Origin of the sequence: Paenibacillus campi (assembly GCF_034659835.1) — a bacterium.
Classification (GTDB): domain Bacteria; phylum Bacillota; class Bacilli; order Paenibacillales; family Paenibacillaceae; genus Saccharibacillus; species Saccharibacillus campi.
The window spans coordinates 1-16,103 of the sequence record NZ_JAXSQZ010000017.1 but is presented as its reverse complement, the minus strand read 5'-3'; the positions used below and the strand labels follow the sequence as shown (position 1 = coordinate 16,103).

10 protein-coding genes and 1 riboswitch are annotated in these 16,103 nt (G+C 46.4%); of the genes, 6 read left to right on the top strand and 4 right to left on the bottom strand.

What is annotated here, in order from left to right; translation table 11 throughout:
- Positions 1-257: 257 nt before the first annotated feature.
- Both motB and motA read right to left on the bottom strand, forming a co-directional pair.
- On the bottom strand, positions 258-1,109 hold the full coding sequence (gene motB, locus U1I11_RS21405) for a flagellar motor protein MotB (protein ID WP_322908120.1): 852 nt from the start codon (positions 1,107-1,109) through the stop codon (positions 258-260).
- The gene (motA, locus tag U1I11_RS21400) at positions 1,093-1,902 is read right to left on the bottom strand and encodes a flagellar motor stator protein MotA (protein WP_322908119.1); all 810 of its coding nucleotides are present in this window, start codon (positions 1,900-1,902) and stop codon (positions 1,093-1,095) included. The genes motB and motA overlap by 17 nt, the downstream gene beginning before the upstream one ends.
- Positions 1,903-2,104: 202 nt before the next feature.
- On the opposite strand from motA, the gene U1I11_RS21395 reads away from it, so the two are divergent.
- Positions 2,105-2,398, top strand: a complete 294-nt coding sequence (locus tag U1I11_RS21395) for a hypothetical protein (RefSeq protein WP_322908118.1) — start codon at positions 2,105-2,107, stop codon at positions 2,396-2,398.
- Positions 2,399-2,849: 451 nt separating this feature from the next.
- Here the strand turns inward: U1I11_RS21395 and U1I11_RS21390 are convergent, their stop codons facing one another.
- Entirely contained in the window at positions 2,850-3,356 is a 507-nt protein-coding gene (locus U1I11_RS21390) for a GNAT family N-acetyltransferase (protein WP_322908117.1), read from the bottom strand.
- A 299-nt stretch (positions 3,357-3,655) separates the two neighbouring features.
- Positions 3,656-4,129 (bottom strand): C40 family peptidase, encoded by a 474-nt coding sequence (locus U1I11_RS21385; protein WP_322908116.1) that lies wholly within the window; start codon positions 4,127-4,129, stop codon positions 3,656-3,658.
- Positions 4,130-4,138: 9 nt separating this feature from the next.
- Positions 4,139-4,277, bottom strand: a riboswitch (cyclic di-AMP (ydaO/yuaA leader).
- A 739-nt stretch (positions 4,278-5,016) separates the two neighbouring features.
- Between U1I11_RS21385 and U1I11_RS21380 the strand changes: the two genes are divergently transcribed.
- The 5 genes from U1I11_RS21380 to U1I11_RS21360 all read left to right on the top strand — a co-directional run.
- Complete coding sequence (locus U1I11_RS21380; protein ID WP_322908128.1) at positions 5,017-5,529, top strand: YwhD family protein; 513 nt, start codon at positions 5,017-5,019, stop codon at positions 5,527-5,529.
- A gap of 655 nt (positions 5,530-6,184) precedes the next feature.
- Complete coding sequence (locus tag U1I11_RS21375) at positions 6,185-7,615, top strand: ATPase domain-containing protein (RefSeq protein WP_322908115.1); 1,431 nt, start codon at positions 6,185-6,187, stop codon at positions 7,613-7,615.
- A 17-nt stretch (positions 7,616-7,632) separates the two neighbouring features.
- On the top strand, positions 7,633-7,884 hold the full coding sequence (locus tag U1I11_RS21370; RefSeq protein ID WP_322908114.1) for a hypothetical protein: 252 nt from the start codon (positions 7,633-7,635) through the stop codon (positions 7,882-7,884).
- Positions 7,885-7,987: 103 nt separating this feature from the next.
- Positions 7,988-10,093 carry a LuxR C-terminal-related transcriptional regulator gene (locus U1I11_RS21365; RefSeq protein WP_322908113.1) on the top strand — a complete coding sequence of 702 codons (2,106 nt, stop codon included), beginning with the start codon at positions 7,988-7,990 and terminating at the stop codon, positions 10,091-10,093.
- A 345-nt stretch (positions 10,094-10,438) separates the two neighbouring features.
- Positions 10,439-16,103: BslA/BslB family hydrophobin (locus tag U1I11_RS21360; protein WP_322908112.1), on the top strand; the 5,665-nt coding region annotated here is incomplete at its 3' end.

Sequence of the window (16,103 nt, the reverse complement as noted above, 5' to 3'; positions counted from 1 at the left end):
TGTAGGCAATCTGCATCATCATTTCAATCGATAATCGCTTCGAACGATGACATAAAAAAGCAAGAACGGTTACCGTCAGGTAGCCGTTCTTGCTGTGCTTCTTGCTGTGCTTCTTGCTGTGCTTCTTGCTGTGCTTCTTGCTGTGCTTCTTGCTGTGCTTCTTGCTGTGCTTCTTGCTGTGCTTCTTGCTGTGCTTCTTGCTGTGCTTCTTGCTGTGCTTTTTGCTGTGCTTCTTGCTGTGCAGATGCAAAATTGTTTTAATTATTTTTATTATTTACGATCGATTGCAGTGACGTATCGGAATTATTGTCCGTATATTTGCGGACGATTGCCACTTCAACACGGCGGTTTTGAGCGCGTCCAACATTGCTGCTGTTGTCTGCGATCGGGCGATATTCGCCGTAACCGATAGCGCTGAATTTACGTGGGTCGAGATTTTTGTTGAGCAGTATAATCTGCATGAAATTTAGTGCGCGATCCGAGCTAAGGTTCCAGTTGGATGTATAACGCGAATTGGAGATTGGAATATTGTCCGTATGACCAGATACGATCACATCATACCCTGGAATTTCCTGCAAAATGTTAGAGAGTGATTTGGCGAGTTGACGAGATTCCGGTTTTACGGTAGCCATACCAGAAGCGAACAGCGTATTATCGCTGATCGTTACTTTCAACTCGGACTGATTCAGCTTCGTATTCAACTGTGAACTTAAACCATGACTTTGAATATATTGATCCAGCTTTTGTTTAACCTTTTCCAAATCTTCTTGTTCTTGCTTTTGCAATTGCTCACGTAGCTTTTGTGCCGATGATTTGGTCGTGCTATCGGAAGGTGTAGCAGCTTGTGCCGTATTGTCCTTTTCGCCTTTGCCGGTTACTTTGCCTTCGGTCGGTGCCATCGACGTTTGATCAAGCACGCCCGCACCGCCGGTAAAAGCGGCATTGAGCGCTTCCGCCATACCTTTAAATTTGGAAGCATCCAGTGAGCTCATGGAAAATAGAGTAATAAACAGTGCCAGCAGTAGTGTCATCAAGTCAGAATAAGGCAGCAGCCAACTTTCGTCTGCGTGCTCCTCGTGAGGCTCGTGTCGTTTACCCTTCTTGCTCACCGGCGCCACCTCCTCCTTGACTAGCTTCAAGCTCCGCGCTTTCGGCTGGCGTTAAGAATACAGCCAGCTTCTGGCTAATTGCCATCGTAGATACACCGGATTGGATAGACAGTAAGCCTTCGACCATCATCAGCTTGATTTCAACTTCTGCCTTCGACATCCGTTTCAATTTGTTTGCCATCGGGTGCCATAACACATAACCGGTAAAGATACCGAGCACCGTCGCGATAAATGCACCTGCAATCGCGTGTGACAGCTTCTCCATATCACTAAGGTCAGCCAGTGCGGCGATCAGACCGACAACCGCTCCGAGTACGCCGAGTGTTGGTGCATACATGCCCGCCTGCGAGAAAATAAGTGCGCCCGAGCGGTGACGTTCTTCTGTAGCATTGATATCTTCCATCAGTACGTCCTGAACGAACTCCTGATCGTTACCGTCAATAATCATCCGCATCCCATTACGGAGAAAGGAATTGTCGATTTCTTCGACTTTAGACTCCAGTGCCAGCAAACCTTCGCGGCGTGTAATCGAAGCCCATTCCATAAACATACGTACCAGTTCCTTTTTATCAAGCAAAGTCTGGTTTTTGAAAATGATGCCGAACAGTTTGGGTACACGCTTGACTTCGTTCATCGGAAACGCCATAAAGATCGTCGCTGCTGTACCCACCAAGATAATAACATAAGCCGCCGGGTTGTTGACCAGACTGACTAGCGGGGCTCCTTTGAGGATCATCCCGACTACCAGGGACAGTATCCCGCCAATTAAGCCAATAATCGTTGAAATTTGCATAATACACCTCGTCCGTGAGTATATAATTGTAGTGCGTACACCACTTTCTTCCATGAAATGATGGAGTTACAATGATGGGGTGCTTAAAGCGCTGATACTTTTTTATCGACAGAATATGATGCATTGTTAAGAGTTTTTTGCGTTATAATGGAAAGAAGTTGGCAATTGTAACAATATTGACAGATTGAAGGGAGGGCGCAATATGGGTGTGAAGCATGGACGTGATTATGAAGGCATTCTCGCTGATCTGACAGCTGCACTGGATATGATACCGGATGGCTATCAATTTTTTCAGATGTCAGCGGAGGAATGGGAGGCGTTAAAGCCAGCTGAGCGGCATGAAGTACAGGAAGCGCTGGCGGAAGATTTATTTTATGCGCTCGGCTCAGAGCCGACCATTCATGTTGGCAGTGGCATTGTCATCTATGCTGCCGATACGCATCGGATTGATATTTTGATCGGTGAGACCGAAATGACATTTGTATCGCTCATCTGAATCGAACGGCGATATTGCCGCTTGCATACATAAAGCCTGCTCAGGTATGAGAGCGCATTCAGCCGCTCTTGCCTGGGCAAGCTTTATCGGATTGAGGTGATGTGCACAGTCGCCTGGTGAATATCCGCATCGATTGGCGTATGGACGGGTAGGCTGTGTGCATTGAGTTGTACGTATAGGATTCTCCTTAGCGGCTTATTGCGAAATCTGTTCAAACCAGTTCAAACTTTCCTGTTGCTAGAGATGTACGTTATGCTTTCTAATTACATACCGCTAAATATAAACCAAACTACATCTATCAATAGGGTCAAATACAGCGACTGTACAGTTGGCATACAATCGTTTGTGCACTTATAGACTTGTGCACTTATAGATAGTATATGTTGCTCATCCTGTCTGATCTTTGATCGATGACAAGCAATGTGTTAACCGTTACAGAGCTATATGTCAATTATGATGTATGTTCGTTTGTTTCGTCATAGACCATACAATAAAAAGGCTTCATCCCATCTGGTGTACGCCGACTGTACGTATCGGTAATATGAAAGCCTGCTTTCTCGTACGTACGGATAGCGCGCTGATTCCAGGTGAGCACTTCCAGATCGATCTCTGCTTCCGGATTGCGCGAAATTGCCGCTGCGGTGATGGCACGCATAAATGGTTCCCCATATCCATGCCCACACAGATCAGGGCGCATGCCAATACCGAGCCGAATCGTTCCTTCTAACGGAAAAAACTGCGCAAATCCGCACAGCTCACCAGTACGATCGAGTATGACAACATATTGCTGCTCACGTAGCTGTGGATCACCGAATTCAATTTCCAGTTGCTGCATTTGTTCCCACGGCAACCAGCCATAAATATTGTAAGGTGGCTCATAATGCCATTTACAAATAAGTGCGGCATGCTCTGTACTCATCGGTACGACGGAAAAAGGCAGTACGCATGCAGGTTGCATCGACAAGCTCCTTTCAAATGCGAATGAATATAAGAATATAAACTAAAATTATCAAATAAATTATGGAAAACGTGTTTACCATAATTTATGAGCGGGTAATAACAAGTAGACATAATTGCACAGTTTATTTATTTTTATTTTAACTTTTTTTGTATAAAGTGTAACTTAAACGGCATACACTTCGTTTATAAAGTATAGACGCCACAGCAATAAAAAAACCGCAAAAGATTCTGGCGGGAATCCTTCGCGGTTCGTATCGATAGTCGATTCATTGTTGTCAAAGTTGCATAACAGTGGGATTAATTATCAGTTGCAAACGTGTTGTACGAATAGTTGCTCATTACACGTTTAGCACCGACGAAACGCTCAGCATAATAATCCATGCTAAGATTATCAATTCGTACACCTCTCGATGTAGAAGCGTGTGCGAATTGAGTGCTGTTGACCATAACGCCTACATGTGAAACTCCTGCTCCAGTCGTATTGAAAAATACGAGGTCACCGGCTTGCAGATCGCTTTTGCTTACTGGATCGCCAACCTGATATTGCGACGTGGATTGACGTGGCAGATCGATGTTCATTTTACTGAATACATACTGAGTGAAGCCTGAGCAATCGAAACCGTTGAACGATGTTCCCCCGATGCGGTACGGTGTTCCCATTGCTGGTTCAATGATCTGGTCCATTCTGGAATCTGCATGTGCACTGCTGTTCCCCATAACAGTAAATGCAATTGCGAATCCCATGAGTGCGGCGGTTAGTTTCTTTTTCATGTTAAATCGTTTGTCCCCTTCCAATGCCTACGAGGTTAGCTTAAGGATTCGGTAGAAGGTTTCCCCTATGATCCCTCTCTTGCAAGATCAATTCACCCAAAACGGTTCCCCCGCTTTCCGGTGCCACGAAATTTGGCTTTACACTTAGATTAATGCACCGTACGACGATATCCAACTTTTACAACAATTTTCGGCTTTACTGACAATAGTTACAAGCGATTCGTTAAAGTTTACAAAGTTGTTACTAAAAACTCGCTGGGTTTATTCTAACAAAGCTTTTTTACTTTGGCAATGTCTATGGCACAGTTTTCTGTGAAAAATTTTGTCGCATTTATGAGAAACTTTGTGAAAACCGCGCCACTAAAGGGATAATAAGCATTAAAAAAAATTAATTTCTGAGTAGAAACTCCTGCTTTTTCGATTGCAGTTATGATTTTAGACCTATAGCGATGCTTAAATCGCACTGTAGACTTGTCATCTTTTGTAGCGTTTTTACAGTGAATCGAAGGACGGTTATTATGCTTAGTGAAGTGACAACAGGGGATTCCGTTGGTTTTTCGCGTCCAATCCGCTACAATAATGTTACAATTAAAACTGAAGCTTACCGTGCATGAGTAGTCTGCAACATAATCGTGAATAGGTTATGATCATCGTTTATGCAGCTAGTGTGCCTCGACTGCTGATCAGGTTATTTTATGATCGATGTTCTATTATACAGGGAGATACGTTTACGCTCTGTTATAACAGCCTATGTTTATCCATCGTTATAAAATAAAGCAATGATCAGTGAAGTCATGTGGAGCATAGCAACCGCTGCACCTTTTTTATATCGGCAGCTATTATAAATTATGAACAGAAAAGGAGTATTTTTTAATATGGATCAAAATATGGATCAAAATCAACCTGCCAAAAAATCGATGTCACTCAATATTATTAGCAGCAGCACCAAAAGTAGCAAACATAAAGGATTTGGTGCAGGGGCGATTAATTTGAACAATGTGTCTCCTATTATTATTGATCAAGGGGAAGCGCGCATCGATATCGGTGCTATGCACGCCAAAAGTAAAGTGGAGCGCGGGATCAAATTTACGACGAATCGCGACGAGCTGGAAGGCGGTCGCCAAGTATGGCTCGTCTGGGTGGCGGTCGATAAGCAGCCAGAAGGCGGAAGCTATGCCGGTGCAACCGCATGCGAGATGTGGATTGATGAAGAAAATCGTAAAGGCTGGAAAATTCTTGCCGATCATGTCAATAAGCTTGATTATGCGATCAAGCGTCGCATCATGTTGAGTGAGCTTGGTCCTGAACATAAAGCAGCACTGAAAACATTGCTTGTGAGCCATAATGAACAATGGTGGAATCGTTCTCCCGATGAGATGAAGCAGGCGCTGGAAGGTTAAAGCGGTTGATGAAACGGCGTACGTGACGATCATATACCGTGCGAGAGTGTGGATTGAAATGGGACGAGTACTAATCAATCTACTAGGGCGAGCGGGTCACTCTCTGTGCGAGAATGTTGATTGAAATGATCAAGCGAGCGAACTCCGCTTTTGCAGCGTTGTCACTCTCCGTGCGTAATGGTATCGTATCCGTTTTTCCTTTGTTAATAAACGCCTCATATGCCGACTGTAGCTTCTGCCATTCATTGCTGAAGTTAGCAGTCGGCTATTTGTATCGGTAAATTTGCTGAACTATTCATCGTTATAATCAAGCGATCCGTAAATATGCATAGGGGTGACACAAGCCGGCGAAGCGGCAATAAACTTTTTCCAATTCGATTTCCAGTATCGCTGCATACTTATACACTACGTAGTCACTCTTTTTATTCTGTTTATTATGGTAGATATTCAAAATATTAACTTTTTAGGTAAAAAATATTATCATATTCTAAAAAAATCGGGTATAAATGATTAAAACCTTTGATCCCGCTGTGAAATTGGAAAATAGCTTTGGTGAATCTGTGATCCATTGTTATAATTGCTGTACAGTCATCTTCGTAGGAAAAGCTAACGCCTTGCATGACTAAAATTATTCTACAGATGGAGGGAGCAATATATGCACAAGGCAAATGCTGTTCATACAGGTATCCCCGGACTAGACGAGATTTTGCATGGTGGTATCCCGGCGGGAGCTGTAGTGATTCTGGAGGGCGAACCTGGAACCGGAAAGACGACGATTGGGATGCAATTTCTGGTAGAAGGTGCAGTTAGCTTCAATGAACCGGGAATTTACATCACCTTTGAGGAATTGCCGGAACAGATTTACGAAGATATGAGCGGATTTGGATGGGATTTGCGTCAGCTGGAGCGTGAGAATCGGCTGCGCGTTATTTGTATGGAGCCGGATATTTTACTGGATCAGATGCTGTTGCCTAACGGTATTTTTGAAGCGGTTGTGAACGAGATCGGCTGTAAGCGTGTCGTGATCGATAGCATTAGCTTATTCCGCATGGTTAGCACGCAGGAGCATGCGCGCAACAATGTGTATACGATTCGCAACATTATGCGCAAGCACAATCTGACGTCCTTTTTTATCCGTGAATATGCAGAGCTGTCCGAAATGAATATTCCGTTTGAAAATTATATATGCGACGGTATCGTGCGTTTGTCACTAAAACCGTTGATGGAAAAGTACCGCAAGCGTACGATCGAAGTGTTGAAAATGCGCGGTACACGCATTATGGAAGGCGAGCATACGTACAAGTTTCTAAATGAGGGTGTATACATTGTGCCATCGCTGTCGATGGCGGAGGATAAGACACTGACACGGGAAACGGAAGTGTTATCGACCGGCATTTCGACGCTGGATGAGATGCTGTCAGGCGGTATTCCGCGCGGTAGCGTATTTATGATCGATACGAACAGCAAGGCGAATTATCGTTATTTGATGTCATCGATTTATGCGCAGCGGATTCGGGATGATGATTGTACGGTAATGATGATGTCCGGCAATACACCGCTGGATACATTTGCCGATACGATTGAACTGTTTGGCGTCTCATTGCGGGAAGCAGCACGGCAGGGCAAAGCCTTTTTTATTGAGCACTATCGCAGAGCGGTCGATTCTGATCTCGAAAAAGCGATGATTCGCGTAGATAAGGTGGCGAATGATGATTACGCACAGGTGTTAAATGACAAGATGGGTCCGATTTTTGAATGTGAGGAAACATGTGATAAGCGCTGGTTTGTTTATTATGATCTGAATACGATCATTTCCGAGCGTGGTCGCGACTTCCTGCTGCGTTATTTTGCCGAGGAGATGTCGATGTGGCGTGCGATGGGCATTACGATTGTAGTGCATTGCAATTTTGCGGAAATTGGCTCAGAGACAGCTTCTTTTCTGGAGCGTACATGCAACGGCGTTATTCGTACATGGGTGGATGGCAATTACCAGTATCTTCAGGTTACCAAATCCCCAAGCGGACGCGTTTCGGCGCCCCATATTATTGCGAACGCACCGCATGAGCCGTTTGTGCAATTGATCTAAGGAGGGATGGGGACCTTATGGTAGCAGAAAGTGATGTAATTACGTTACAGATGGAATGCACCTTATTTTTTGAAAATAACCCTTATGCGATCGAAACGAGCAGCGGCTTATCTAAACGGCTAGGACGCAGCCAACCTGTAACAGAACGAGCCTTAAATCGTCTGGCGGATATGTCGATTTTGGAAAAGAATGGCGATGGTTCACGTGCCATTTACCGTTATAAGGCTCCGTACATTCAGACAGAAGTGGACTTGAGCGCCTATGATTGAGATCGGTATAGTAAGCGACATTCGAGACGTTTGTCAGGAACTGCAAGATACTTATGCTCAGTTAACTGATTTATTAATCATGGTGACCGATCATGAAGGAAAGATGATGACTAAGCCTTCGCATCAAATTCATGCTGCTTTATTTCAACAGCATGCCGATGAATTGCAGCAAACATTGCAACAGGAAATCAGCAAGCTGCGTGGCATTAAAAATACGGTGTTGTCCGACCAGTGGGTACCGGGAATTCGCTGGTTGATCGCACCGATTAATTTGGAACCGCTCTCGCCGGGGCTGTTTATTTGGGCAGGCATTTTGATTGAGAAGAATACGCGTCAATCCGTGTTATCCCATCCGAATTTTATGCAAAAAGCGGGTGAGATGTCGACTGGATTTTTTGAAGCGATGCAAAGCTGGGTACATCGAACGGAAGAAACGACGCCAGAACAAGAGATGTTTAAGCGGGAAAAGATTACCCGGCTTGCGCAGGCGCTAGCATTAATTTTGAAATCAAGCTACAAAGAGAAGCGCTTGACCGACCGGTTGGTTGCTTTGAACGATACGCTCGTAACGGATCAGCCGGTAGCGCATCCGATCGAGGAGATTACGCGGATCGTATTGTCTTCAAGTGATCTGGCTGATATTTTCGGGTTTGCCTTGCGGACGGGAACGGGCAAATATACGGTGATTAACAGCATGGGTGCAGCGGCGCCAGAGCTAAACGGTTCGGTGTTCCACGAGGGGGAAGGCTTTCTTGGACAGGCGGTGCTAAGCGCGCAGCCGTCACGTTGGACGAATGTAGAGCGTGATCCGCGCAGCCATTTCTTTTTACAAAAAGGAGTGCCGCAAGTATACGAGGTGCAGTGCTTCCCGGTTCGTTATGATGATGAAGTGTATGGATTGCTGTTTGGCGTAAGTTATAAGGAGCGCAAAATTCCAGGGCTGCATTTCCAATTTGAGGAGACGATGATCTCGCTCATGGGCTGGTATATCGCTAATCATTTGACGTATGAGAAAATGGAAAAGCAGCTTCAGCGTTTTAAGCCGCTGATTGAGCTATCTCGTATGATCGTATCGGTGCAGGATGCGCAGCGCGTTATGTTTATGCTCGTCGATATGAGTTTGAATCTGGTCTGGAATCCATCCGCTTCAATCGTCGTGCATCGCACCTCGGAAGATGGCAAAATTCAGATGGTAGCGCGCGGTATGCAAAGCCCGAACGGTGAAGCATATGCCAAAGATATTGCGCGTCGCTATTTGGAAACCGGTGAACAGCCAGCTGCTAATTACTATATTAATCACAGCACACCGTTTGCGATTATGCTGGAATATCCGATCGTGTATGCGAACCGTACGCGTGCGGTGCTGGCGGTAGCGGTAAGCACTGAACAGGAAGGTGAGGAATGCCGTGAGATTTTGTCGGCACTCGCTATGATGGGCAGTGTAGTGATGAAGTCGGTCTATGATCGTCAGCAATATATGTCCAATAGCAATCGATTTGCGCAAATTTTGCATAATTCGATTCGTGAATGGAATATGGCGCTGTATCAGTTGACCGCAGACGCACAGCGAATTGTGCAGGAATTTGCCGCTTGGGGCGGTGTGACAAAGGATGAGGCAGATATGATCGGACGCGCCTGTCTGATGTCGTATTCCGATCCGAATATGCTGCGCAGTTTCCCGCATCTGTTTCAGCAGGAAGCTGAGATGATTGAGGATTATAAACATATTCAAGATGATGGAACGATATCGGCGAGCAAGTCGTATTCACGTGGCGGTCAAATTATGGTGCTGGCGTTTGCGATTGCCGCAGCTGGTGATTATGATATGCGTGTCATTAATGATTTGCCGATTAGCGGGATCGATCAAGAGTTGATCAGCCAGTTCCGATTGTTTGTGCTCAGTCGCCATACATTGGAGACGGAGATCAAACTGGTGGAGGACGTGCCTGTTGTTGCCGCAAGGCCGCTCACATCGGAAGGTGCCGAAGGGCGTGGGTTGGAAGCGATTGTGAAGCAATTTGGACTGTCGCCGCGTGAAAAGGAAGTGCTGGAGCTAGTCGTAAAAGCATCCAGTAACAAAGAAATCGCCGCTACGCTATTTATTAGCGAACATACGGTGAAAAACCATTTGACTAATATTTTTAATAAAATGGGTGTTAGTGATCGTGCGCAAGCGATTGCTGCCGTATTTAACAAAAGTATCGGGTAATCATTACTGATTACAGTCAAATAAAGGAGAGCAAGAGAGCCAGCGAGTAATAGCGCTGGCTTTTTTTTATACGTAGATTCGTAATATGAACATAAAAAACAATGTTTTTACGCTGTTGTTAGTAGGAAAATTGGCAAAAATAAGAAAAATTACTTATTTTTTAAAAATAAAGTGATCTTTTTATGAATAACTGTCGAATTCATAGGTAAAAGAGGGTATATTTGTATATATTCCTTAATTAGGGATATAAGCCTAATGTTGATATGCACAACCATAGTCTTAGGCGCTTCGTTTGTGAAACTAGTCGGCACACCTACTACAACACTTTCAAAAGGGGCGAAAAGAATGAGAAAAAAGGGGTATTCGTTTCTTATCTTGCTATTGGTTATTAGCCTAATTTGGCCTAGTATACCGAGGCAAGCGAATGCCGCAGGCGGATTGGGAATTTCGTCTGCAAATGGGCAAAATGTAACTGGTCAAACAGCTACAGTCACTCTTACTTACGAGCCGGGAATTGCAATCAACCTGATCGGTAGTGTCGTATTTGTATTACCATCGGGATTCACGGCAACGACAGCGGATCAGTTTAATGGAGTGAATATCCCCTCCAACAGCATCAGTTCCGACGGAAGAACGATTACGCTTAGCAATTTGCTGGCGTTGAATCTAGGTGCTTCCAATACATTCACGCTTAACAATAAGGTGCTGCCAGCAGCGGGCAGTTATTCGTTTACAGGTTACACCCGTAGCTTGTTAAACGTCACCATTGGTGAGTCTACGCAGCAAAATACATTTACAATCCTTGCTGCGACTCCAGCCCCGACGACTGCACAGATTAGTGTAGCTAACCAGATTTCGGGTTCTTCTACGGTTACTGTAACTGGACAAAACCCGAGTGATGTTATTACCGTCTACAATGCCAGCAATCAGGCGCTTGGTACAGGAACAGTCAATGCTTCCGGTACAGCAACCGTCAATGCCACGCTGGTGCCTGCAGGCGGAACGATTAGTGTGAGTGCCAAACGCGGTACCGCTGAAAGTTCCCGCACAAGTGTTACGTATGGTGCTGCGGTATTAAGCGCTGTTCCTTCCTCCAGTATTACCGTTGTGAACAATTACGGCTCACAGGACACTGTAACCGTAAACAATATCAGTTCCGGTGACCTTGTTACCGTTTATACCGGCAGTACTTCGATCGGTACAGCTACAGCCAATAGCAGCGGCACCGCTGTTGTAGCGACTACGCTGAGTGCAGAAGGCGGCACAGTTAATGTGACGCGCACACGTAGTGGCGTAGAAAGTGCATTTACGCCAGTGACGTATAGTGCAGAGGTTGTACCTCCGATTGCCTCGGGCAACATTTCGATCAACAATGCGTACGGTGGTGCCTCTACGGTAACGGTTAATAATTTGAAAGTAGGCTCGATTGTAACTTTGTCATCCGGAAGTACCATTTTGGCTACAGGTACAGCGGTTACTTCTTCACTTACGCTGCCGGTTGTACTCGCTCCTGCGGGCGGTAGTTTGAGTATTAGTGTAAAAGAAGGCTTGCTGCAAAGTGCCACGACGACGGTCAACTATTCTTCGATTACGGTGCCTGCTGTTGTAGCCACCAATGTGACAGTCAAAAATAATGCTGGCGATGCTGACAGCGTTACGGTAAACGGTCAGATCGAAGGTGATGTAGTAACCGTCTATGATGGTACAGGTGTGCTTGGCACAGGTATAGTAAACGCGCAAGGCACAGTTACAGTGCCGGTTACGTTAACCCCGCTTGGTGGTGCGCTTAACGTTAGTGTGACTCATAACGGTGTGAACAGCCCAGCAACAGCCGTTGCTTATGTAGCTGAGATTATTCCGCCGCTAAATCTGTCACAGATTACTTTATCGAGTATTGTGAACGGTTCACTAAATGTAACAGTGAACGGACTAACTTCAGGCAATATCGTTAAAGTATACGGGAACGGTACCGTGCTTGGTACAGCTACAGCAACCGCGACCGGTACAGTAACTATTCCGGTCAGTGCCAATGCACAAGGTGGAAGTCTGAGTCTTAGTGTAACTCAAAACGATATTGAAAGTGCTACTGTTTCTGTCAATTACGGAGCGATTACCGTTCCGCCTGTAAGCACTGCTAATGTGACGATTACGAACAACTCTGGCAACAACGATACGGTCAGAGTCACAGGGCAAACCGCCGGTGACATCATTATGGTGTACGGAAATGGTAGTTTGCTCGGTAGTGGTACAGTCAACAGCAGCGGAAACGTTACAGTTAATGTAACGCTTAGCCCACTAGGTGGGACAGCTGGCATCAGTGTAACGAACCAAGGCGTAGAAAGTTTAGTCGTTCCTGTAGTTTACGGTGCAGAAGTCGTGCCACCAGTCGCGCAAGCGAGTGTGAATGTGGGCAACAATTCCGGTGATGCAGACCAGGTGATCGTTAGCGGTTTGCAAGCTGGCGATATTATCCAAGTGTACGGAAATGCGAGCCTGTTAGGTACAGGTACTGTACAGGCTGGTAGTAACAGTGTGACGATTCCGGTTACACTCATTCCGCTAGGCGGCAATGTAAATGTGACGCTCACGCGTAACGGTGTGGAAAGTTTGCCGACAACAGTAGCCTATTTGGCTGAAGTTGTTACAGCGATCGATCCTGCCAATGTGACGATTACAAACGAAGCGAGTGTTTCGTCTGTCATTAACATTAAAGCTCTGCAACCGGGTGATGAAGTGAGTGTGTATGCCGATGGCACATTGCTCGGCACAGGCACAGCGAACGGTCAAGGCGTCGTTCAGCTTGATGCTACATTATCGCCAACCGGTGGCGCGGTCAGCCTCGTCATTCAGCGTAACGGTGTGTTGAGTTTGCCAGTGCTTGTGAATTATGGAGCGGTGATCATCCCTACGATTCCGGCTGCTAATATCACACCACAAAACAATTATGGCGACGATGATACAGTAACCGTAACCGGTGTAGAGGAAGGTCTGACCGTTACGATCTATGAAAACAATCAAGTGCTTGGCAGCGAAACGGTTCCTGCTTCCGGTACAGTCACTTTTAATGTGACGTTAACGCCAACTGGCGGAACGATTACAGCCACCGCCAAATACCTTGGTATCGAAAGCGATCCGGTAGCTGTGAACTATAGTCAGGAAGTCGTTCCGCCAATCGATGCCGCGCTCGTAACGGCTGTGAACAACTCTGGCAGTGCGGATACGGTAAGCTTTGTCTCGCTCGTAGCGGGCGATCTGATTACCGTGTATCAAAATGGTGGCGTACTTGGTACAGGCACTGTATCGGCTGCAGGTACAGTAGTAATCAATGTTACTTTGTCACCACAGGGTGGTACATTGTCGGTGACGAGACAGCATAATGGGATCGAAAGTGTAACAACTGCGATTCCATACGATTCAGAGCCCGGCCCTGTACTTGATTCGAATAGCATTCAAGTCACCAATGATACGGGCAGCAACGATATGATTCAGGTGACAGGTTTGCAGCCAGGAGATACGATTCGTGTGCTGGATGCCAATGATGCTGTACTCGGCACAGGCATTGCTAACGCAAGTGGTACGGTGATGTTCCAGGTGGAATTGCTACCTGCTGGTGGTACGCTTTCCTTTGTGCTAACACGCGATCAGATTGATAGTGCGCCTGTTCCGATTAACTACTCGGCAGAACCGGCAGCACCGTCCAATCCTCCGGTCGCCGTCATTGATGGGATTGCTGAGGATATCGGTACGGTGACAGTTACCAATTTGCAAGCTGGTACGATTGCCAATGTATACGACGATGACGATACATTGCTCGGTACCGCACCTGCCGATAGTACAGGCAAAGCAACGATTAGCTTTAAATTCCTGAAAGCACAGGGCAAATTGTTTGTACGTGTGCTTTCAGGTGGTGTAGAAACGACGGTTCAATCTTTTGATTATCAAGATATTGAAGTGGATGCAGCTCCAGGCACAATTACAGCCGAGCTGACGAGTATTAGTGGTAATCAGGGTACGGTCACGATTACGGGAGCACAAGCTGGCGATGTGTTGAAAGTGTACGGTCCGAACAATGTAGTACTCGGTACCGGCACAGCAGATACGAACGGACAAGCTCTGATCGTATTCACATTCCCGACCGCCGATGGCGATCTGCGAATAACGACCACGAACAATGGAACCGAGACCGATCTGGTGAACTTGCCGTATAGCGGTGTAGACATTCCGACGACCCCTATACCTGCAGCAGCATTGAGCAATATTAACAACAATCAAGGTACGGTGACGGCAACCGGTTTGCAGCAAGGTGATCTTGTTACCGTGTATGGACCGAATAATGTTGTGCTGGGGACAGGTACAGTCGGAAATGATGGACAAGCTGTCATTACGTTTACTTTCCCGACAGCAGACGGTGCATTGACTGTTACGTCGACTAGCAACGGAAATGAAGCGACGATTGTCGTCCTACCTTATTCCGGTGTAGCGATTCCGACAACACCAACACCAGTTGCTGCGTTGAGCGGTGTTAATGGTGATCAAGGTGTAGTCACTGTGACAGGTGTAGCAGCTGGTCAAACGGTACGGGTATACAGCGATGCAAATGTACAATTGGCTGAAATTACAGCCGATGGTAATGGCGCGGCTGTCTTGCCATTTATTTTCCCAACGACCGCTGGTGAACTGTCTGTTCGATTCGTAAGTAATGGAACCGAAACGGAAATTACAGTGTTGCCATACAGCAATATCGATATTCCGGTAGCCAATCCAACTGCTGCGTTGACAGACATTACCGGAGCACAAGGCACGGTAGTCGTCAGCGATGCCCAACAAGGGGATGTAATCAAAGTCTACGGTCCAAACGATACCGTACTCGGAACAGCGGTAGCAGGCAGCAACGGACAAGCAACAGTCGTGTTTACGTTTACGACAGCGTCTGGCGATCTGCAAGTGACGTATACGCGCAATGGAACGGAAACCGATATTGTAACGCTGCCATATAGTGGGGTGGATATTCCAGCTACGCCACAACCAGCAGCTACTATTACTAACATTAACAGCAATCAAGGTACAGTGACCGCAACCGGTGTCGATCCGGGTGAAACGGTGACAATCTATGGCGACAATAATGAAGTGCTAGGCACTGCGACAGCAGGAGCAGGTGGCGAGGCAACGGTAACGTTTACGTTCCCAGCTACAGATGGCACATTGACGGTAGTGGCGAATGTGAATGGAGTTGAAACGGAAGTAGCGGCGATTCCGTACAGCGGCATCGTCATTCCGACAACGCCAACACCGGTAGCTTCTCTGAGCAGTGTGAATGGGGATGAAGGCGTAGTGACGGTTACCGGCGTAATTGCTGGACAAACGGTACGCGTGTACAGCGATGCGAATGTACAGCTTGCAGAAACGACTGCCAATGGCAATGGAGCAGCTGTATTGAACCTGACATTCCCGAATGCAAGCGGTGAATTGTCGGTAAGAACGGTAGCGAATGGAACGGAAACCGAAATCGGCACACTGCCATATAGCGGCGTTGTTATTCCGGCTCCAACGCCAACCGCTGACTTAACAGACATTAACGGAGCACAAGGAACGGTAACGGTTAGCAATGCCCAACCAGGCGATGTCATTAAAGTGTATGGGGCGAACAACGAGTTGCTCGGTACACAGTCGGTTGGCAGCAATGGTGAAGCGACAGTAAACTTTACCTTTACGACAGCCGATGGCGACCTGACCGTGACGTATACGCGTGGAGGAACCGAAACGAATATCGTAACCTTGCCATACAGCGGTGTGGATATTCCAACGACTCCACAACCAGGTGCAATCATTAGTGACATCGATGGTGCACAAGGTACAGTAACGGTGACCGATGTAGCAGCCGGTCAAACGGTACGTGTGTACAGCGATGCGAATGTACAGCTTGCGGAAGAAACCGCTAATGCGAATGGAACAGCGGTACTGACGTTTACGTTCCCAGGCGCAAGCGGTGAATTGTCGGTAAGAACGGTAG